This is a genomic window from Pseudomonas sp. P116 (assembly GCF_020149425.1).
Classification (GTDB): domain Bacteria; phylum Pseudomonadota; class Gammaproteobacteria; order Pseudomonadales; family Pseudomonadaceae; genus Aquipseudomonas; species Aquipseudomonas anatoliensis.
On record NZ_JACVHB010000005.1, the window covers coordinates 266,739 to 288,639 of the forward strand.

A 21,901-nucleotide genomic window follows, 5' to 3' on the forward strand; every position below is an offset into this window, starting at 1 on the left:
GACATTTTGTGAGCGAACTCATTCGCGTACCTGACATCGGCAGCGGTGAAGGTGAAGTAATTGAACTGTTTGTGAAGGTCGGCGACCGTATCGAAGCCGACCAGAGCATCCTGACCCTGGAATCGGACAAGGCCAGCATGGAAGTGCCGGCCCCGAAAGCCGGCGTCATCAAAAGCCTGAAAGTGAAGCTGGGCGACCGCCTGAAAGAAGGCGACGAACTGCTGGAGCTGGAAGTCGAGGGCGCCGCTGAAGCGGCCCCGGCGCCTGCCGCTGCTCCTGCTGCAAAAGCTGAAGCCAAACCGGCTGCGGCTCCTGCTGCTGCCGCGCCAGCCGCTGCCCCTGCTGCCGCTTCGGTTCAGCAAGTGCACGTGCCGGACATCGGCTCGTCGGGCAAAGCGCAGATCATCGAGATCCAGGTCAAGGTCGGCGACACCGTCGAAGCTGATCAATCGCTGATCACCCTTGAATCCGACAAGGCGAGCATGGAAATCCCGTCGCCTGCCGCTGGCGTGGTCAAGGCCATCAGCGTCAAGCTCAACGACGAAGTTGGCACCGGCGACCTGATTCTGGATCTGGAAGTGGCGGGTGCTGCGGCCCCTGCTGCTGCCGCTCCGGCTCAGGCTGCTGCACCAGCCGCTGCTGCTGCGCCTGCTCCGGCAGCCGCGCCAGCTGCACCGGTGGCCGACAGCGTTCAGGACATCCACGTGCCGGACATCGGTTCGGCCGGCAAGGCCAAGATCATCGAAGTGTTGGTCAAGGCTGGCGACACCGTCGAAGCCGATCAATCGCTGATCACTCTGGAATCCGATAAGGCGAGCATGGAAATCCCGTCGCCTGCCGCTGGCGTGGTCGAAAGCGTTTCCATCAAGCTGGATGACGAAGTCGGCACTGGCGACCTGATTCTGAAGCTGAAAGTCAAAGGCGCGGCGCCTGCTGCTGCTCCGGCTCCAGCTGCCGCTGCAAGTGCTCCGGCACCTGCCGCTGCTGCCCCGGCTGCCGCTGCACCTGCACCTGCTGCAGCCGCACCAGCCGCCGCCCCGGCCAAGCCGGGCGCGAAAGTTCACGCCGGCCCTGCCGTGCGTCAACTGGCCCGCGAGTTCGGCGTTGAGCTGAACGCAGTCGGCGCCAGCGGTCCGCACGGTCGCATTCTGAAAGAAGACGTGCAGGTTTACGTCAAAGCGATGATGCAGAAGGCCAAGGAAGCACCGGCCGCAGCTGCCGGCGCTACCGGTGGTGCGGGCATCCCGCCGATTCCGGTCGTCGACTTCAGCCGTTTCGGCGAAATCGAAGAAGTGCCGATGACTCGCCTGATGCAGATCGGCGCGTCGAGCCTGCACCGCAGCTGGCTGAACATCCCGCACGTGACTCAGTTCGATTCGGCTGATATCACTGAGCTGGAAGCGTTCCGCGTCGCACAGAAAGCCGTTGCAGAGAAGGCCGGCGTCAAGCTGACCATCCTGCCGCTGCTGCTCAAGTCGTGCGCGCACATGCTCAAGGAGCTGCCGGACTTCAACAGTTCGCTGGCACCAAGCGGCAAGGCGATCATCCGCAAGAAATACGTGAACATCGGCTTTGCCGTCGACACCCCGGATGGCCTGCTGGTACCGGTCATCAAGAACGTCGACCAGAAGAGTCTGTTGCAACTGGCAGCCGAAGCCGCTGCGCTGGCCGCCAAAGCCCGCGACAAGAAGCTTACCGCTGACGACATGCAAGGCGCCTGCTTCACCATTTCCAGCCTCGGCCACATTGGCGGCACCGGCTTCACGCCGATCGTCAACGCGCCGGAAGTGGCGATCCTCGGTGTTTCCAAGGCAACCATCCAGCCAGTCTGGGACGGCAAAGCCTTCCAGCCGAAACTGATGCTGCCGCTGTCGCTGTCCTACGATCACCGTGTGATCAACGGCGCCGCTGCCGCACGCTTCACCCAGCGTTTGGGCAGCCTGCTGGCGGACATCCGCACCATCCTGCTGTAATCCAGACGGCCCTCCGGCGACGGAGGGCCGCTTGTGCTCCACGTTTTCGAGCGCCACACGCTCGTACCTCAACCCCGCCAATTGGCGGGGCTTTTTTTGCCTGAAATAAACCAGGTCTCGTATTTTTCCTACAAGTTGCGCTGACATCGGCCACGACTCCAGTCAACTTTGCACCGACTTATCCATTCGACATGCAACTAACCTTGGCGCAGCAAGTTTATTAACCAAACTTGACGCCAAAACTTATCAAGTAATTCATTCGAATGGATTCGAAAATGCTAAAACCAACTATAGGCCCAATTATCGGCCATGTAACAACTCATCATGCACGCATATTTATCCGCGGCGACCGACAGGACAACAACACCGTGTTTGCCGGGATACGTTATCGCATCGCCGACACACAACAATGGTCTAACGGTATTTTTGCCAAACTGAGCGATCTGCGAGATATGTCGGAAGTTTTCGCACTCAACCACTTGAGCAGCGATACGGAATACGAATTTCAAGCAGGCTGGTTCAGCCCGATGAATCCGGTTCATACCCAGGACTCGGTGGCAGAACTGCCGCTGCAATGGCCTCGGGAGATCTACCGTTTGCGCACCCGCTCAACAGCAATGCGCGCAAGGGCCTACATTGTCGGCTCTTGCCGGTACTTGCGCATGACCGCCGGCATTGCTTCACTGCCCCAGTTGGGCGACCGGATCTTTGCGTCCATCAATCAATTGATCGAGGGCGCACAACCCCCTATCAGTGCCACGCTGATGACCGGCGATCAAATTTATGTCGACGACATGAACCTGATCGCACCGGATCGCGAATACAAGGACATACTCAGTAAATACCGCGCGGCGTTCTCGCAACCCAATATAAAGCGATTGATGTCCAGCACTTCGACTTACATGATTCTCGACGACCATGAAATAGAAGATAACTGGCCGGCCAATGCCAGCAAGTCCGACGGCGCGTTATATCGCAATGCCATGGCCGCCTATGAGTTGTATCAAGCCAGTCACAGCCCGGTACATCCGCTGACAACTAACGGCCAGATTGATCGTTCGGTACTTCAGCACTATTGGTATCAGTTCAGTGACGGTGACATTGAATGGTTCGTGACCGACAGCCGCACTCGACGTAACTTGTCAGTCGATGATCGACGCATTCTCGATGAGGCTCAGGAGCACGCGTTGCTGGAGTGGCTGATCAGCAGTCCGGCGCGGGTGAAGTTCGTAGTGACCAGCGTGATGTTCTACCCGGATCGCAAACAATTCGGCGACGATGCGTGGAAAGCCTTCCCGGAACAGCGCCTGCGCCTTCTGGAAACCATCCGCATCCAAGGGATCAAAAACGTGGTGTTCGTCTCGGGCGACGTGCACGGTTCGCTGACCGCGCGCCTGACCCACAGCGACGATCCGGACTTTGAAGTCCACACCATCGTTTCCTCGCCCCTGTGCAACAGCATGCTGCTGCCGTACGCCAAGGCTTCCACTTTTATACTCGACCAACCGCTGGTGCGTACGGCGACGGGCGACTATCAGCATGAGTTGACCAGCACGGTGGTCAGTAAAGACAACTTTGCCCATGTGGTGGTCGAAGCCGATCAGATTCTGGTCAATTACCATGACCGGGATGGCAAGAAGCTACAGTCGATCGCCATAAAACTGCGTTAAGCCCTGAAAGATCGCAGCCTTCGGCAGCTCCTGCAAAGGTCAAATGCCCCTGTTGGAACTGTCGCAAGCTGCGATCAATCGTTCTTTTCTGACAGACACTGGAGAAATGCCCCGCGCGGCCGACACATTCTTATAGCACTTGGCCTTCATCACTCTTGTCAGTCAGTGCCGCAATGATGCAACCTTGCCGCAGGCAACAGTAAAGAGGGCGAGAGCCCAGAGCGTTCAGCATATTTCCAAGCGAGTTTCCCTCCATGAAGAGCCAACCCGATGCCGCCAGCCGTATGGTGGCCGAGGTAGTGACGCAATTGCCGGTGCCCTCGCGGCTCGGCATGCTGCGTTTCGAGCGCTTGAATGAAGCCAGCTGGGCAATGCTGTTCCTTGATCCCAATTGCGAACGTCAATTCGGTCAACCGGCCGTTGAGTTGTGTGCTCTGGTCGGCTCACCATACGCCAGCCTGATGGAGCCGGAAGCACGCTATCAGTTGCACGACACGATCCAATTGCAACTCAGTGCCAGCCCGCATTATCTGGTGCGTTACACGCTGCACACCCCTGCCGGCGCGCTGTCCATTCTGGAACTCGGCGAAGCCTATAAGCAGCACAATCGTCACTTGCTGCGCGGCTATCTGCTGGCGGTCGATACCGTATTCGACGAAGCGCCGCTGCTGCCTTGCGTCGATCTCGAAACCCAGAACTCGCGCTTGCAGATCGCCCTCGAACTCAATCAGCGTGCCCAGCAGGAACAACTGCAGCATCTGGATCGAGTGCGCGCCCAGCAGGATCTGATTCTGCTACTCGCCCGCCAGCGCTACAGCACGCACAACTCGCTGCAAGAAGCCGCCGAACTGATCACCCGCTGCGCCTGCGATATCTATGAAATCGACTGTGCCAGCCTGTGGAACCTCGAAGGCCAGCAACTGCTGCCGATCTCGGCTTACCACCGCGCGACCCAGGACTACATTCTCCCGGACGCGATCGACATCAGCGGCTTCCCTGATTACATGGACGCCCTGCACAGCAGCCGCGCCATCGACGCACACAATGCCATGCGTGACCCGCGCACCCGCGAGATGGCCGAAGCGCTTCGCCCGCGCGACGTCAACGCCATGCTCGACGCCAGCATCCGCGTCGACGGCCACGTGGTCGGTGTGCTGTGCCTGGAGCAGACCGGCGTCACCCGCGCCTGGCAGTCCGATGAAATCGCCTTTGCCGGCGAACTGGCCGACCAGTTCGCCCAAGTGATCAACAACCACAACCGGCGCACCGCCACCAGCGCCCTGCACCTGTTCCAGCGTGCGGTCGAGCAAAGCGCCAATGCCTTTTTGCTGGTCAATTGCGACGGCGTGGTCGAGTACGTCAACCCGAGCTTCACCGCGATCACCCAGTACACCACCGAGGAAGTCCACGGCCAGCGCCTGTCGGAACTGCCGGCCCTGGAAAACCTCAGCGAGCTGCTGTTCGACGCGCCCTCGGCGCTGGCCAAGAGCAACAGCTGGCAGGGCGAATTCAAGAGCCGCCGGAAAAACCTCGAACCGTACTGGGGGCAGTTGTCGATCTCCAAGGTTTACGGCGACAACCGAGAGCTGACCCATTACATCGGCATCTACGAAGACATCACCCAGACCAAACTGGCGCAGCAGCGCATCGAACGTCTGGCGTACACCGACAACCTGACCAACCTCGGTAACCGCCCGGCGTTCATCCGCAACCTCGACGAACGCTTCGCCCGCGATACCGATACTCCGATCAGCCTGCTGCTGGTGGACATCGACAACTTCAAGCGCATCAACGACAGCCTTGGCCACCAGACCGGCGACAAACTGCTGATCAGTCTGGCGCGGCGTTTGCGCAACAGCCTGAGCTCGAGCGGCAGCCTCGCCCGGTTCGCCAGTAACGAATTCGCGGTGCTGCTCGACGACACCGACCTTGAGGTCGGCCAGCAGATCGCCAGCCAGTTGCTGATGACCCTCGACAAACCGATGTTCGTCGACAACCAGTTGATCAGCGTCACCGGTTCCGTGGGCCTTGCCTGCGCGCCCCTGCACGGCCGCGACCCACAAACCCTGATGCGTAACGCCGGTTTGGCCCTGCACAAGGCCAAGGCCAACGGTAAACATCAGGTACAAGTCTTCACCGAAGCGCTAAACGCCGAGGCCAGCTACAAGCTGTTCGTCGAGAACAATTTGCGGCGCGCCCTGACCCAGAACGAGCTGGACGTGTTTTACCAGCCCAAGCTCTGCCTGCGCAGTGGTCGCCTGCTGGGGATGGAAGCGCTGTTGCGCTGGAATCATCCGGAGCGCGGCATGATTCGTCCGGATCAGTTCATCAGCGTCGCCGAAGAAACCGGCCTGATCATTCCGATCGGCAAATGGATCGCCCGTCAGGCCTGCCGCATGAGCAAAGCGCTGACCGCTGCCGGTCTGGGTAATCTGCAAGTGGCGATCAATCTGTCGCCCAAGCAGTTCTCCGATCCGGACCTGGTCGCGTCCATCGCCAACATCCTCAAGGAAGAAGCGCTGCCGGCCAATCTGCTGGAGCTGGAGCTGACCGAAGGCCTGCTGCTGGAAGCCACCGAAGACACGCACTTGCAACTTGATCAACTCAAGCGCTTGGGCCTGACCCTGGCCATGGATGACTTCGGCACCGGCTACTCGTCGCTCAGCTACCTGAAAAAATTCCCGATCGACGTCATCAAGATCGATCGCAGCTTCATCCACGAAATCCCCGACAATCAGGACGACATGGAAATCACCTCAGCGGTGATCGCCATGGCCCACAACCTGAAACTCAAAGTCGTGGCCGAAGGCATCGAAACCGCCGAGCAACTGGCGTTCCTGCGTCGCCATCGTTGCGATGTCGGCCAAGGCTACCTGTTCGACCGGCCGATCCCCGGCGCCGATCTGATCCAGGCCCTCAAACGCTACCCGCGCGGCCCGCTCTGCCTCTGATCTCGCCGCTCCCTCATGTAGGAGCTGCCGCAGGCTGCGATCTTTTGATCCTGTTTTTTAAAGACAAGATCAAAAGATTGCAGCCTGCGGCAGCTCCTACATTGAATAGTGCGAAATCGGGCATCATTGGGCACACTGGCGGTCTACTTTTTTTACATCCCATCCTGACTGAGAGGAACGATCATGGTTCTGCGCTCGGAAATTCTGGTGAACAAAAACGTGCTCCCGACTAAAGAACAAGCTCTGCCCGGCCGCGAAACCGCGATGACCCTGCCTGAAAAGCACTTCGTCTTCGACGAAACCCCGCTGCTCGGCCCGTTTTTCCAGGACGTCGATTTCGCAATCTTCGGTCTGGGCTGTTTCTGGGGTGCCGAACGTCGCTTCTGGCAGCGCGAAGGCGTGGTCAGCACGGTGGTTGGTTATGCCGGTGGTTTCACGCCAAACCCGACTTACGAAGAAGTCTGCTCAGGCCTGACCGGCCACGCCGAAGTGGTGCTGGTGGTGTATGACAAGGCGCAAGTCAGCTACGAAGAATTGCTGGCGATGTTCTGGGAGCTGCACAACCCGACTCAGGGCATGCGTCAGGGCAACGACATCGGCACCCAGTACCGCTCGGTGATCTACGCGACCTCGCCAGAGCAACTGGATGCTGCGCTGGAGAGTAAGGCGACCTATCAGGCTGAACTGTCGAAAGCGGGCCTGGGTGAAATCAGCACCGAGATCGAACAGGCACCGACCGTGTACTTTGCCGAAACTTATCACCAGCAATACCTGGCGAAAAACCCGGAAGGCTACTGCGGGATTGGCGGCACTGGCGTGTGCATGCCACCGAGTCTGGCCGGTAATTAAGCCTTAAAGCAAAAGATCGCAGCCTTCGGCAGCTCCTGGAGGGATCGAGATCGTCCACAAATGTGTGAGCGTTCACCGAGCCCTGTAGGAGCTACCGCAGGCTGCGATCTTTTGATCTTGCCGTTGATCAGCTCTCGGCAATCAACCAATCCATCTGCCACCCGCCCTGGGTCTGGCCCAATTTCTTCGACAACCACGGCAGCAGCTCACGCAACTCTTCCTCCAGCCCCCACGGCGGATTGGCAATCGCCATTCCCGAGCCGTTCAGGCTGTTCGGCGTATCCAATGGATGCACCAACAACTCCACGCGTAACAATTTCGGCGCACCAGTGCCGGCCAGGTCCTGATAGAAACGGCGCAACGCACGCTGATCCTTCACCGGGTACCAGATCGCCGTCACGGTTTGACGCATCCGGCCAATGGCCTCTTTCATCGACGCCGCACAACGCTGCATTTCATCGAGCTGCTCGAACGGCGGATCAATCAACATCACCGCGCGCTTCTCCTGCACCGGCAACATCGCCCGCGCAACATGCCAGCCCTCGCCCAGATGCACTTTCACCCGACGATCGCCGGCCATGTTGTCTTTGAGCAGCACGCCGTCTTCAGGGTGCTTCTCGTTGAGCATCACCCGATCCTGCGGCCGAGTCAGACGCCGCGCCAGCTCCGGCGAACCCGGGTAGTAGCGCAACTGGCCATCCGGGTTCATCTCGTGCAGGACTTTCATGTAGTCGGCGGTCAGCGCCGGCAGGTCCGGCTGATCCCACAAACGCGCGATGCCTTCCAGGTACTCGCCGGTACGGTTGGCCTGATCGCCCTGCAAGTCATACAGACCGATGCCGGCGTGGCTGTCGAGATAGGCAAACGGCTGCTCCTTGCGCGACATCAGAGCGATGAGGCGGGTCAAGGTCAGGTGTTTGAACACATCGGCGTGATTGCCGGCATGGAAGGCGTGACGATAATTCATGATTGCTCCTGCGAAGGCCGCGAAGTTTACCTTTTACCGGGCAGCAAGTCAGGGGTTGGTAGCCGAGCGGGCCTAAACGTCAAAAGATCGCAGCCTTCGGCAGCTCCTACAGGGGTTCCGCGATCGTCCACGCATTTGTGAACGACACTGAACCCCGTAGGAGCTGCCGAAGGCTGCGATCTTTTGATCTGGCTCCTGAAAATTCAGGAAGGCATCGCGCTCAATCGTTTGCCGATCACATCCAGCACATCACACCCATCGCGCAGCGGTATCACGCAGAGCTGGGCGAAGTCGCTGAGGATGACGGAGTCGCATTCGACCGAGCCGCGCATGCACATGTTTTCCAGGACCTGGATCACGGCGCGCATGCGCCCGGAAATCTCACACCGACTCTGCCAGCAAAAACTCCAAAAACGCCGATTGCGACGATTCTTCCGACGCTGCAACCCGAAAAAACTGCCTGACCTTGCAGCGCAGAACAGCCTCGGGAAATGCCTCGTACAACGCCGGATGTTCCTCGCTCAGCCACTGCACAGCATTGCTGACCTGAACCTCATCACCGCTCGCAGCCAATACCGAGTCAGGCACCTTCCACCAAGGAAACACCTGCCCCGAAACCTGCGCCCTGCCCCCGATATCAACAGCCTGACCATTGATGAGTCCGCGCGAGATCACCGGCAACAGCTGCGCCGAATCCACATCAGCAGACCGCAGGATCGGCAACAAGAACCGTCCATCCCAGAAGCGGAAAAACACGGCTTTCCCGTCCGGCATCAACACTTGCGTCAGGCTGCGAAAATGCTCGACCACCACCTCAAGACTCGCCGAAGACACCGCCAACCATCCCCAGTCGCGGGACTCGGTAGTCGCCACCCAATCCAGAAACTCACTTTCCGCCGAGACAATTCCCACGAAGGGCATCACCGCATCCCACTCGGCGTAGATCGTGTCCGCCCAAACTGGGCCAGGCGCCAACTGCATTGGCGGCTTGGCAGCGCTGGCATTGCTGAAGATGGCGAACAACTGCTCCGACGGTTTCAGCGGCTCACGCGCCAGCCATGCACGCGGCTCAAGACATTCAGGCTGCACAAACACCTTCCTTGCAACGCTCACACTCTTCGCAGAATGGCGCGTCACCTTTGAAACTCATGATCTGCGCGGCCGTCAGCATCGCTGCCGGGGCCGCCACCAAATTCTCCGGCAACCCCGGCACACTCGGCGCCGCGCTCATCGCCGCCATCGGCGCGCCACCCACCACAATCGGCACGCTGCTGAAAATTCCGCCGGGGCCGATGTTGATCCACTGCCCGCCCGCCTGAATCGTCGCGCTCGCGCCACCATCGATGACCACTTGCTGACCGGCGCTGACGTGGAATTGCGCACTGGCGCTGGTCGCCTGACTGCTCACGCTGATATGCCGATCGCCAACAACCGTCAGATGATCGTCCTGCCTGACTTCGGTCTGGCGTTGGCCGTGTGTGATGCGTTGTTCGTCAGCCTTCAATTCATGTTTGGCGGTGCCGGTGACGACGATGCTGCGCTGGTTGTCGACCTGCACTTGTTGATCATTCAACACATGCTGAGTCCAGTTGCGCTGGGCGCGCAGATAGATTTCCTCGGCGCCTTTTTTGTCTTCTATGCGCAGCTCGTTGTACCCGCCACCACCGGGGCTGCTCTGACTGCGGAAGACGCTGCGGGTCTTGTCCGCGGGCAAGTCCAGTGGCACCGGGGTCGCCGCGTTTGGCAGGCAACCCATCACCAGCGGCTTGTCAGCATCGGCATCGATGAAACCGACCAGCACTTCCATGCCCACGCGCGGGATCAACACGCTGCCATAGCGATCGTGAGCCCAGCCAGTGGCAACTCGCAGCCAGCAACTGGCGTGATCGTTGAGTTCGCCGTCGCGATCCCAGGCCAGTTGCACCTTGACCCGACCGTACTCGTCGCAGTGGATTTCGCTGTCCTGTGGCCCGGTGACAACGGCCGGTTGATAGCCGAGCATCCTTGGCTTTTCCGGCCCCAGGGCTGGACGAAAGAACACCTCCCACGGTGTCGCGAGAAAGGTATTACGGTAACCGCGGAATTCTTCCCCATCGCTGGTCACCGATTCCTCCAGCACTTGCGGCTGCCGGCCACGGTGTTCGATGGCGGTGAGCAGCCACAGATCATTCCATTCCTGGCGCGGGTGCTCCGCCAGTTGCAGGAAATGTCCACAAACCAGCGCAGATTCATCGCTGATGCCTTCGGCCTGACGGTAATCGGCGACATGTCGCTCAAGTGCGCGCTGGGCGAGGTGCTTGCCGGTTTCACGGTCGTTGAATTGGCCGGGAAAGTGGTAATCCTCCAGCACCGGACGTTGTTCACCGTCGATGCGGCTTTCCAGTTGCAAACGCGGCTTGGCGAAGTTGTAGTCGCGCCGGGCGACTACGCTGGTACGGGTTTCCACGCGAACATTGAAGCGCTGAATCGCCGGCGCCCCGCCAGCCATGCCGCTGCCCGGCAAATAAAGGGTCGGCTCGGCCAGGCGCGGGAACACCGTTTGATCGTCGCCGAACACCAACAGATGGCCTTCGGGACTGTGCTGAAAATGGAAGTGAATGCCGACTTCGGCGCACAGGCGCTGGATAAACGCGAGATCACTTTCCCCGTACTGCACGCAATATTCGCGCACCGGGTATTCGCTGCCGAGACGAAACTCGAAGGCATCGCGCAGGATCGCGTGGTCCTTGAGGACCTGCTCTACGATTTGCGGCACGCTCCGATGCTGGAAAATCCGCTGATTGATGCGCTGACCGAGGTACGTCAGACGCGGGACAAGGCTTAGGTGATAACGAGTAAGACGTTTCCCGGAGTCGCCCTGCCCGACCTGATAGATCTGACCGTGAACGCCGGAACCGTCCGCATCAAAACTCAGAAACGCCTGACAGTGCAGCAGGCTTTCGAGGTCCAGGTCCGGCCGCTCGCTGACCAGTTCCAGCTCGAAACGAAAGGGTTGGCTGATGGCTTCCGTGCCCGTGAACTCAAGGACTTTGAGGTCGTGCGGGGCGCCTTCGAGGGTCAACGTGAAACGCGGTTGATTGGCAGGCGCGAACATCCGATGTCTCTCTGCAGAATGAAGGGCGGGCGATTCTGCATGAGAGGCAAGGGGGGCTGGGTGGGTGACGGAAAAATCAGATTTGCCCTACCTTAACTGTCTAAATGCCCTACTTAAATTGCCGCATCCAACTACAGACAGATCCCTCGAACCCTGCACCGAACCCTGTGGGAGCTGGCTTGCCAGCGAAGGGGCCAGCACATTCAACAGTTGCAGTGACTGATAAACCGCCATCGCTGGCAAGCCAGCTCCCACAGGGTTCTCCAGTGTTCTATAGAAAACACAGGCACAAAAAAACGGCCCGCCTCCTTATGGGAGACGGGCCGTTTTTAGTGAGCCTCAGCTCGGAACAATCACTTGTTCAGGTTGTAATCTTTTTCTGCCGCTTCGAAACGCTGCACCATGCCAGCCGTCGGCTTACCGAGCTTGCTGACGATGACGATGACCAGGCTGGCGAGGATGAAGCCCGGGATGATTTCGTACAGACCCATCACGTCAAGCTGCTTCCAGGCGACCACGGTGATCGCGCCGACCAGAATACCGGCCAGTGCGCCGTCACGGGTCATGCCTTTCCAGATTACCGAGATCAACACAACCGGACCGAATGCAGCACCGAAACCGGCCCAAGCGTAGCTGACCAGACCCAGCACCTGGTTTTTCGGGTTAGCTGCCAATGCGATGGCGACCAGTGCAACCAGCAACACCATGGCGCGACCGACCCATACCAGCTCTTTCTGCGAAGCGGTCTTGCGAATGAACGCTTTGTAGAAGTCTTCGGTCAGGGCGCTCGAGCACACCAGCAACTGGCAGCTCAGGGTGCTCATGACGGCAGCCAGAATGGCCGACAGCAGCACACCGGCAACCCATGGGTTGAACAGCAGTTTGGCCAGTTCGATGAACACGCGCTCGTTGTTCTCGGTAACAGGACCCGCTACTTCCGGGTGCGCCGAGAAGTAAGCGATACCGAAGAAGCCCACGGCCACGGTGCCGCCCAGGCACAGGATCATCCAGGCCATGGAAATGCGACGCGCCTTGGCAATCGATTTGACCGAATCAGCGGCCATGAAACGCGCGAGAATGTGCGGCTGGCCAAAGTAGCCCAGACCCCAGCCCAGCAACGAGATGATGCCGATGAAGGACGTGCCTTTGAGCATGTCGAAGTTGCTTGGATCTTGTGCTTCGATCGCCAGGAACGTGGTATCGACGCCGCCGGTGGCCAGCAGCACGATGATCGGCGTCAGGATCAGAGCGAAGATCATCAGCGTGGCTTGTACGGTGTCAGTCCAGCTCACCGCGAGGAAACCACCGACGAAGGTGTAGGCAATCGTCGCCGCAGCACCGGCCCACAGCGCAGTCTCGTAGGTCATGCCGAAAGTGCTTTCGAACAGACGGGCGCCAGCGACGATGCCGGATGCGCAGTAAATGGTGAAGAACACCAGAATCACAACAGCCGAGATAATCCGCAGCAGGCCGCTTTTGTCTTCGAAACGGCTGGAGAAGTAGTCCGGCAGGGTCAGTGCGTCGCCGTTGTGCTCGGTCTGCACGCGCAGACGGCCGGCAACGAACAGCCAGTTCAGGTAGGCACCGATGATCAGACCGATGGCGATCCAGCTTTCGGAAAGACCGGACATATAGATGGCGCCCGGCAGGCCCATCAACAACCAGCCACTCATGTCGGAGGCACCGGCAGACAGTGCGGTCACGACGCTGCCCAGGCTACGGCCGCCCAGAATGTAGTCAGAAAGGTTGTTGGTGGAGCGATAGGCCATGAGACCGATCAGCACCATTGCTGCGATGTAGATCACGAATGTGATCAGGGTTGGATTACTTACGCTCATTGAGTTACGCCCTGGCTTTGTTTTTATGTAGCGGCGGTGGTGAACCGCTCGCAAACGACGACGTTTGGCAGACGATCCGGGATCCCGCGCATTTAGGACTGATGTTTCCCCAGGAAAGCCATCAGCCGGGTGCATCGGGTATTCCGGTTGCACCTTGGGCGCGAATGCTATGCAACAAATCAAATAAGGTGCAACCAGTTTCGCCAGAATAAGTTGCACCTAGTCGGATTTATCGACGACGACCCCGTTTTTGCTCCCTTTTGTAACAGTTATGGCCTTTTGCTAGAAGCAAAAGCACCAAACAGGAGCAGCACTTTCGTACCAGAAATTATTTCCTGACGAGCTGCCTATAATTCCGACAAAAAAAGGGTTGCACCCGGTTGCACCTCTTTCGGTGCGCGGCTAATCTTGCGGCCAGCTGATGCCACGCAACTGTGGCAACCATGAGGATAAAAATATGGCTACCACCACCCTTGGGGTCAAACTCGATGACCCGACCCGCGAGCGCCTGAAGGCCGCCGCAACCTCGATTGATCGTACGCCGCACTGGCTGATCAAGCAGGCAATTTTCAATTACCTGGAAAAACTCGAGGGTGGTGCAACCCTGACCGAGCTGAACGGCTTGACCGCCAAGGACGCCGACGACTCGGGTGAAGTCCACAACGATCACGCCCACCAGTGCTTCCTTGAATTCGCAGAAAGCATTCTGCCGCAATCGGTGCTGCGCGCCTCCATCACCGCCGCCTACCGTCGCCCTGAGCCGGAAGTGGTACCGATGCTGATCGAGCAGGCTCGCCTGCCGGTAACCATGGCCGAAGCCACCAACAAACTCGCTGCGTCCATCGCAGAAAAACTGCGCAACCAGAAAAGTGCCGGCGGTCGTGCAGGCATTGTTCAAGGTCTGTTGCAGGAATTTTCCCTGTCGTCCCAGGAAGGCGTGGCGCTGATGTGCCTGGCCGAAGCGCTGCTGCGTATCCCGGACAAGGGCACTCGCGATGCGCTGATCCGCGACAAGATCAGCACCGGCAACTGGCACCCGCACTTGGGCAACAGCCCGTCGCTGTTCGTCAACGCCGCCACCTGGGGTCTGCTGCTGACCGGCAAACTGGTGTCGACGCACAACGAAGCCGGCCTGACTTCGTCCTTGAGCCGCATCATCGGCAAGAGCGGCGAGCCGATGATCCGCAAGGGCGTCGACATGGCCATGCGCCTGATGGGCGAGCAGTTCGTGACCGGCGAGACCATCGCTGAAGCACTGGCCAACGCGAGCAAGTTCGAAGCCAAGGGCTTCCGCTATTCCTACGACATGCTCGGTGAAGCAGCGCTGACCGAACACGACGCGCAAAAGTACCTGGCGTCGTACGAACAAGCGATCCACTCGATCGGCAAAGCCTCTCACGGTCGTGGGATTTATGAAGGCCCGGGCATCTCGATCAAGCTGTCGGCACTGCACCCGCGTTACAGCCGTGCGCAGTACGAGCGCGTGATGGAAGAGCTGTACCCGCGCCTGTTGTCGCTGACCTTGCTGGCCAAGCAGTACGACATCGGCCTGAACATCGACGCTGAAGAAGCTGACCGTCTCGAGCTGTCACTGGATCTGCTCGAACGCCTGTGCTTCGAACCGCAATTGACTGGCTGGAACGGCATCGGTTTCGTCATCCAGGCTTACCAGAAGCGCTGCCCGTATGTGATCGACTACGTGATTGACCTGGCTCGCCGTAGCCGTCATCGCCTGATGATCCGTCTGGTGAAAGGCGCGTACTGGGACAGCGAAATCAAGCGCGCCCAGGTCGAAGGCCTGGAAGGCTACCCGGTATACACCCGCAAGGTGTACACCGACGTTTCCTACATCGCTTGCGCACGCAAACTGCTGTCGGTGCCGGAAGTCATCTACCCGCAGTTCGCCACGCACAACGCCCACACCCTGTCGGCCATTTACCACATTGCCGGTCAGAACTATTACCCCGGCCAGTACGAATTCCAGTGCCTGCACGGCATGGGCGAACCGCTCTACGAGCAGGTTGTAGGCAAAGTTTCCGAAGGCAAGCTGAACCGTCCGTGCCGCGTGTACGCACCGGTCGGCACTCATGAAACCCTGCTGGCGTACCTCGTGCGTCGTCTGTTGGAAAACGGCGCGAACACCTCGTTCGTCAACCGCATCGCCGACCAATCGATTTCGATTCAGGAGCTGGTGGCCGATCCGGTTGCCCAGATCGAGCAGATGGCGACCGTGGAAGGTGGCTTCGGCCTGCCGCACCCGCGTATCCCGCTGCCGCGTGACCTTTATGGCTCCGAGCGCGCCAACTCCAGCGGCATCGACATGGCCAACGAACACCGTTTGGCGTCGTTGTCCTGCGCGTTGCTCGCCACCGCACACAACGACTGGAAAGCCGCGCCGATGCTTGGTTGCACTTCCAGCACCGAAACGCCTGCGCCAGTGCTGAACCCTGCGGATCACCGTGATGTGGTCGGCCACGTGCAGGAAGCTACGGTTGAAGACGTCGACAACGCTATTCAATGCGCCCTGAACGCTGCGCCGATCTGGCAGGCCACCCCGCCCGCTGAACGTGCCGCGATTCTGGAGCGTGCCGCTGATTTGATGGAAGGCGAGATCCAGCCGCTGATGGGCCTGCTGGCTCGCGAAGCCGGCAAGACGTTCGCCAACGCCATTGCCGAAGTCCGCGAAGCCGTCGACTTCCTGCGTTATTACGCGGTGCAAGCACGCAACGACTTCAGCAATGACGCCCACCGCCCACTGGGCCCAGTGGTGTGTATCAGCCCGTGGAACTTCCCGCTGGCGATCTTCAGCGGCCAAGTCGCCGCCGCATTGGCTGCCGGTAACCCGGTATTGGCCAAACCGGCCGAACAAACCCCGCTGGTTGCGGCTCAGGCTGTGCGCCTGATGCTCGAAGCCGGGATTCCGGAAGGCGTGCTGCAACTGCTGCCGGGTCGCGGTGAAACCGTCGGTGCCGGTCTGGTCGGTGATGATCGCGTCAAAGGCGTGATGTTCACTGGCTCCACCGAAGTGGCGCGTCTGCTGCAACGCAACATCGCTGGCCGCCTCGACAACCAGGGTCGTCCGATTCCGCTGATCGCCGAAACCGGTGGCCAGAACGCGATGATCGTCGACTCGTCTGCTCTGACCGAACAAGTCGTGATCGACGTAGTGTCCTCGGCGTTCGACAGCGCTGGTCAGCGTTGCTCGGCCCTGCGCGTACTGTGCTTGCAGGAAGATTCGGCAGACCGCGTCATTGAAATGCTTAAAGGTGCCATGGCGGAATCCCGTCTCGGCAACCCTGAGCGTCTGTCCGTGGACATTGGCCCGGTGATCGACGCCGAAGCCAAGGCCGGCATCGACAAGCACATCCAGGGCATGCGCGATAAAGGTCGCAACGTGTACCAGGTGGCTATCGCTGACACCGAAGAAGTCAAACGCGGCACCTTCGTCATGCCGACCCTGATCGAGCTGGAAAGCTTCGACGAGCTGCAACGCGAGATCTTCGGGCCGGTGCTGCACGTGGTTCGCTACAAGCGCAAAGAGATCGACCAGTTGATCGGCCAGATCAACGCTTCCGGTTATGGCCTGACCCTCGGCGTGCACACCCGTATCGACGAGACCATCGCCAAGGTGATCGACAACGTCAACGCCGGTAACGTCTACGTCAACCGCAACATTGTCGGTGCCGTGGTCGGCGTGCAGCCGTTCGGCGGTGAAGGCTTGTCGGGTACTGGCCCGAAAGCCGGTGGCCCGCTGTACCTGTATCGCTTGCTGTCGACGCGTCCTACCGATGCTATCGAACAGTCCTTCGCTCGCGGTGATGCTGCCGTAGCCCCGGACGTTCGCCTGCGTGACGCCATGAGCAAGCCGTTGACCGCCCTGAAAGCCTGGGCTGACAGCAACAAGTTCGCTGATCTGAGCACCCTGTGTGTGCAGTACGCGGCGCAATCGCAAAGCGGCATTACCCGCGTGCTGGCCGGCCCGACCGGTGAGAAGAACAGCTACGCGATCCTGCCGCGTGAACACGTGTTGTGCCTGGCGGACGTTGAAGGCGATCTGCTGACCCAACTGGCGGCGGTACTGGCAGTAGGCGGTTCGGCGGTATGGCCAGAGTCCGACATCAGCAAGGCATTGTTCGCACGCCTGCCGAAGGAAATTCAGGCGCGGATCAAACTGGTAGCCGACTGGAACAAGGACGACGTGGTGTTTGATGCCGTTCTGCATCACGGCCATTCGGACCAGTTGCGCGGCGTTTGCCAGCAGATTGCCAAGCGTGCCGGCGCGATCGTTGGGGTTCAGGGCTTGTCTCAGGGCGAGACCAACATTGCGCTGGAGCGTCTGGTGATTGAGCGAGCGTTGAGCGTTAACACCGCTGCGGCGGGTGGTAATGCGAGTTTGATGACCATCGGTTAAACCGCTGCAAATCCAGGCGACCGCAATGGTCGCCTGGAATGAGATCCCCTGTAGAAACCGCTATCGCGAGCAGGCTCACTCCTGCAGAAGATCAAAAGATCGCAGCCTTCGGCAGCTCCTACACCGCCCCATGTAGGAGCTGCCGAAGGCTGCGATCTTTTGCTTCTGTATCACGCCCATCAATCATCCTGTTCAGCCTTTATCAGCAAGCCTAGACTCGGTCCACCCCCAATTTCAGGTAGGCCGCCATGTCCGAGACGCTGCTCAGTTCCCGCAATCTGGCTTTCGAGCTGTATGAAGTCCTTGATGCCGAGGGCCTGACCCGGCGTGAGCGCTTTGCCGAGCACAACCGCGAGACCTTCGATGCCGCCATCGGCACGGCCCGCAACATTGCCGAGAAATACTTCGCGCCGCACAACCGCAAGGGCGACGAGAACGAGCCGCGCTACGAGAACGGTCAGGCGATTCTGATTCCCGAGGTGAAACCGGCGGTGGATGCCTTCCTCGAAGCCGGATTCCTCAACGCTGCGAGAAGTTTCGACGCCGGCGGTATGCAACTTCCTACACTGCTGTCGCAAGCCTGCTTCGCGCATTTCCAATCGGCCAATGCTGCTTCGACTTCGTACCCGTTCCTGACCATGGGCGCGGCCAACCTGATCGAAAGCTTCGGCACCGACGAGCAGAAACAGCGCTTCCTGCAACCGATGATCGATGGCCGTTTCTTCGGCACCATGGCCTTGACCGAGCCGCACGCGGGCTCCTCGCTGTCGGATATTCGCACCCGCGCCGAGCCTGCGGCCGACGGCACCTATCGCCTCAAGGGCAACAAGATCTTTATTTCCGGCGGTGATCATCCGCTCTCGGAAAACATCGTGCACATGGTGCTGGCAAAGCTGCCGGACGCGCCGCCTGGGGTGAAAGGCATTTCGCTGTTCATCGTGCCGAAGTTTCTGGTCAACGATGACGGCACCCTCGGCCAACGCAATGACGTACTGCTGGCCGGGCTATTCCACAAGATGGGCTGGCGCGGCACGACGTCGACCGCGCTGAATTTCGGCGATAACGGTGAATGTGTCGGCTATCTGGTCGGTGAAGCGCATCGCGGTTTGAGCTACATGTTCCAGATGATGAACGAGGCGCGGATCGGTGTTGGCATGGGCGCGGTGATGCTCGGTTACGCCGGTTACCTGTATTCGCTGGAATACGCTCGCGAACGTCCGCAAGGCCGGGTGCCGGACAGCAAGGACCCGAGCACCGCGCCCGTGGCGATCATTCAGCACGCCGACGTCAGACGCATGCTGCTGACACAAAAGTCCTACGTCGAAGGTGCCTTTGACCTCGGGCTCTACGCCGCCCGTTTGTTCGATGACACCACCACGCTTGAGACCGAAGCGGAGCGCAAGCACGCCCATGAGCTGCTGGATTTGCTGACACCCATCGTCAAATCCTGGCCATCTGAGTTCTGCCTGAAGGCGAATGAACTGGCGATCCAGATTCTCGGCGGCCACGGTTACACCCGCGAATACCCGGTTGAGCAGTATTACCGCGACAACCGTTTGAACCCGATCCACGAAGGCACCCACGGCATTCAGTCGCTCGACTTGCTCGGGCGCAAACTGGCGCAGAACGGTGGAGCAGGCTTGAAACAACTGGTGCGGCTGATCGCCGACACCGCCGAACGCGCTGTTGCGTACGAATCGTTAACCGCACTGCGTGAGCCGTTGGAAAAACTGGTCGCGCGCCTGCAAGTGGTGACCATCGGTTTGCTGACCGATCTTGCTCAGGGCAAGGTCAACAGCAGCCTGGCGAATTCGGCGCTGTATCTGAAAGTATTTGGCCACACGGTGATTGGCTGGCGCTGGCTGGAGCAGGCGATTCGCGCCGAAGAAGGGTTGGCCAAGGGCAACGCGGCAGACGCCGACTTCTACAAGGGCAAGTTGCAGGCGGCGCGGTATTTCCTGACGTGGGAAGTGCCGGGTTGCCACCATGAGCTGGCGTTGCTGGAGGCGCGGGATGATACGTGTCTGGGGATGCAGGATGCTTGGTTCTGATCTGGATTATGCGTGCGGCTGATACCGTCTTCGCGGGCAAGCACGCTCCCACAGGGTTCTGTGGTGTTCACGCACCATGTGAACACGCCGCAATACCTGTGGGAGCGGGCTTGCCCGCGAAGGGGCCGGAACTGACAGGACATCAGCTCAACCTGAACCCACCCATCTGCCGCGCCAGATCATCCGCCAAGCGCTGCAACATCTGACAATCCTCGCGACACGCCCGAACCTCCCCCGCCGTCGCCCGGGCCAGATCGGAAATACCCTGTACGTTACGGTTGATCTCTTCAGTCACCGCTGACTGTTCTTCGGTCGCGGTCGCCACCTGATGGTTCATGTCGCTGATGCGCTCGACCTGCCCGGTAATCGCCGTCAGCGATGCCCCGGTACGCTGGCTCGACTCGACCCCAGTGCCCGTCGCCGCTTGCCCGGTGCGCATCGATGACACGGCATTTTCCGCGCCCTGCTTGAGGCTGCCGATCATCTGCTGGATCTCGTCAGTGGACGCCTGAGTCCGACGCGCCAAGGTACGAACTTCGTCTGCTACCACCGCAAAACCACGCCCCATGTCACCCGCCCGGGCAGCCTCGATAGCCGCGTTAAGGGCGAGCAAATTGGTCTGTTCAGAGACGCCGCGAATCACCGCCAGCACCGAGTCAATTGACGCCACTTGCTGCGCCAGTTCACCCACCGCACCGGCCGCCAGGCCGATTTCATCGGACATGCTTTCAATGTGCCGAATCGAGCCGCCCACCACTTCCCGCGCTTGCATGGCTTCATCCCGCGCGTTTTGCGAAGCGAGTGCGGCGTTGCCGGCGTTCTGCGCGATTTCCTGCACGGTCAGACCCATTTCGTGGACAGCCGTGGCGACCATGTCGGTCATTTCCTGCTGGCGACCGGAACGCTCGGCAGTGTTCTCCACCACTTTCGCCACTTGCCCCACTGCCGTGCGCAGGCGCTCGCTGGTGGTCAGGACTTCGCCAATCATTTCTCGCTGACTGTCGAGGAAGCGATTGAAGCCGCGCGCCAGGTCACCCAACTCGTCGGCACGGCTAGAATCTAACCGATGGGTCAAATCTCCCCCACCGCTACCGATTGCCACCAACGCGGCTGTTACCTGACGGATCGGCCGCACCAGCCCTTGCGCCAGCCACACCACCAGCAGCAGGCATACCAGCGCCACTGCCAGACCGATTGCGCCGCTCATCCACATCGCCTTGCGGGCTTCGGCGTAGATCTGCGATTGCGGCACTTCGGCCACCAAGGTCCAGCCGAGATCGCGTAACGGCAGGCTGAAAGCGAGGAAATCCTCGCCGTCGCGCTGAAATGAGCGGTTGGTCGCAACTTTCTGGCCCATGACCGCTTGCGCCGCTTCGGCGCCGATTTGCTCGCTCAAGGTGCGTTTACCGCTGAACTGCGCTTCAGGATGGACCTGGATCAAACCGTCGGAACGCACGAGATAGACCTTGCCGCGCTCACCAAAGCTGAAATTGTGGATCAGCTCCGACAGTTCTTTCATGCTCAACCCAAGGCCCGCCACACCAACGACTTTGCCGGCCTGTTCGACCTTCAAATCGATGAACAGCGCCAGCTCTCCCGTCGCCACGTCGTTGTCGATATTGAGGGTGCGCGGCTGATCGCTGTCGAGGAAGGAATAGAACCAGGCGTCGGCCGGTTTGGCACGGCTGAGGGTGCGATCCAGGCCTTTTTCGCTGATGTAGTGATTGGATTCAGTGCCGATGATCAAAGCAGTAAATGCTTTGTGTTCGGCGCGGATGCCTTCCAGATACTGCGCGAAGCCTGCCGTTTTGCTGCTGTCTTCACCGGCGGCCAACCAGTCGCGCACCATCGAATTGCTGGCGATGTCTTTCGCGGCGGTCAGCGGCTGAATGAGGATGCGTTCGATATCGTTGCGCGTCGCTTCAATGCTCGACGGCAGCGCTTGTTCGACCAGATAGCTCTGGGCGAGGCGGTTGACCACCAGGGTATAAATGCCAACCACGATCAGGATGCTGACCAGCAGGGCGGTGCCCATGCTGAGAATCAGCTGCCATTGAATACTGCGTCGCCACAAATGCATGGAGCACCCCCAAAGAA

Annotated in this window: 12 protein-coding genes and 1 pseudogene; 6 read left to right on the top strand and 7 right to left on the bottom strand. The window is 59.8% G+C overall.

Annotation, left to right across the window (positions count from 1 at the left end; translation table 11 throughout):
- Nucleotides 1–8 precede the first annotated feature (8 nt).
- From aceF to msrA, 4 genes are all read left to right on the top strand, one after another.
- Nucleotides 9–1,973, top strand: coding sequence for a dihydrolipoyllysine-residue acetyltransferase (gene aceF, locus ICA15_RS18595; protein WP_042557321.1), 1,965 nt, complete (start codon nucleotides 9–11; stop codon nucleotides 1,971–1,973).
- Between the two features lie 275 nt (nucleotides 1,974–2,248).
- On the top strand, nucleotides 2,249–3,643 hold the full coding sequence (locus ICA15_RS18600) for an alkaline phosphatase D family protein (protein WP_210554291.1): 1,395 nt from the start codon (nucleotides 2,249–2,251) through the stop codon (nucleotides 3,641–3,643).
- 254 nt (nucleotides 3,644–3,897) lie between these two features.
- Nucleotides 3,898–6,594 (top strand): putative bifunctional diguanylate cyclase/phosphodiesterase, encoded by a 2,697-nt coding sequence (locus tag ICA15_RS18605; protein ID WP_150617528.1) that lies wholly within the window; start codon nucleotides 3,898–3,900, stop codon nucleotides 6,592–6,594.
- Nucleotides 6,595–6,777: 183 nt separating this feature from the next.
- A complete protein-coding gene (gene msrA, locus ICA15_RS18610) occupies nucleotides 6,778–7,443 on the top strand; it encodes a peptide-methionine (S)-S-oxide reductase MsrA (RefSeq protein WP_150604885.1) in 666 nt (221 codons plus the stop codon).
- A gap of 127 nt (nucleotides 7,444–7,570) precedes the next feature.
- On the opposite strand, the gene ICA15_RS18615 is transcribed toward msrA, so the two are convergent.
- From ICA15_RS18615 to putP, 5 genes are all read right to left on the bottom strand, one after another.
- The gene (locus tag ICA15_RS18615; RefSeq protein ID WP_047299449.1) at nucleotides 7,571–8,410 is read right to left on the bottom strand and encodes a 23S rRNA (adenine(2030)-N(6))-methyltransferase RlmJ; all 840 of its coding nucleotides are present in this window, start codon (nucleotides 8,408–8,410) and stop codon (nucleotides 7,571–7,573) included.
- A 203-nt stretch (nucleotides 8,411–8,613) separates the two neighbouring features.
- Nucleotides 8,614–8,778, bottom strand: a complete 165-nt coding sequence (locus ICA15_RS18620) for a hypothetical protein (RefSeq protein WP_210554456.1) — start codon at nucleotides 8,776–8,778, stop codon at nucleotides 8,614–8,616.
- A gap of 13 nt (nucleotides 8,779–8,791) precedes the next feature.
- The gene (locus ICA15_RS18625; protein WP_210554292.1) at nucleotides 8,792–9,499 is read right to left on the bottom strand and encodes a DUF4123 domain-containing protein; all 708 of its coding nucleotides are present in this window, start codon (nucleotides 9,497–9,499) and stop codon (nucleotides 8,792–8,794) included.
- Entirely contained in the window at nucleotides 9,489–11,504 is a 2,016-nt protein-coding gene (locus ICA15_RS18630) for a type VI secretion system tip protein VgrG (RefSeq protein ID WP_224450892.1), read from the bottom strand. The genes ICA15_RS18625 and ICA15_RS18630 overlap by 11 nt, the downstream gene beginning before the upstream one ends.
- Before the next feature lie 353 nt (nucleotides 11,505–11,857).
- Nucleotides 11,858–13,342, bottom strand: a complete 1,485-nt coding sequence (putP, locus tag ICA15_RS18635; RefSeq protein WP_150617522.1) for a sodium/proline symporter PutP — start codon at nucleotides 13,340–13,342, stop codon at nucleotides 11,858–11,860.
- Between the two features lie 457 nt (nucleotides 13,343–13,799).
- Between putP and putA the strand changes: the two genes are divergently transcribed.
- Nucleotides 13,800–17,753 carry a trifunctional transcriptional regulator/proline dehydrogenase/L-glutamate gamma-semialdehyde dehydrogenase gene (gene putA, locus ICA15_RS18640; RefSeq protein ID WP_210554295.1) on the top strand — a complete coding sequence of 1,318 codons (3,954 nt, stop codon included), beginning with the start codon at nucleotides 13,800–13,802 and terminating at the stop codon, nucleotides 17,751–17,753.
- A gap of 248 nt (nucleotides 17,754–18,001) precedes the next feature.
- Nucleotides 18,002–19,804 (top strand): acyl-CoA dehydrogenase, encoded by a 1,803-nt coding sequence (locus ICA15_RS18645; protein WP_210554296.1) that lies wholly within the window; start codon nucleotides 18,002–18,004, stop codon nucleotides 19,802–19,804.
- 142 nt (nucleotides 19,805–19,946) lie between these two features.
- Here the strand turns inward: ICA15_RS18645 and ICA15_RS28670 are convergent, their stop codons facing one another.
- Nucleotides 19,947–20,792 carry a methyl-accepting chemotaxis protein gene (locus ICA15_RS28670; protein WP_411959661.1) on the bottom strand — a complete coding sequence of 282 codons (846 nt, stop codon included), beginning with the start codon at nucleotides 20,790–20,792 and terminating at the stop codon, nucleotides 19,947–19,949.
- A gap of 18 nt (nucleotides 20,793–20,810) precedes the next feature.
- A pseudogene (locus ICA15_RS28675) lies at nucleotides 20,811–21,884 on the bottom strand (cache domain-containing protein); the annotation flags it as partial.
- Between the last annotated feature and the right edge of the window lie 17 nt (nucleotides 21,885–21,901).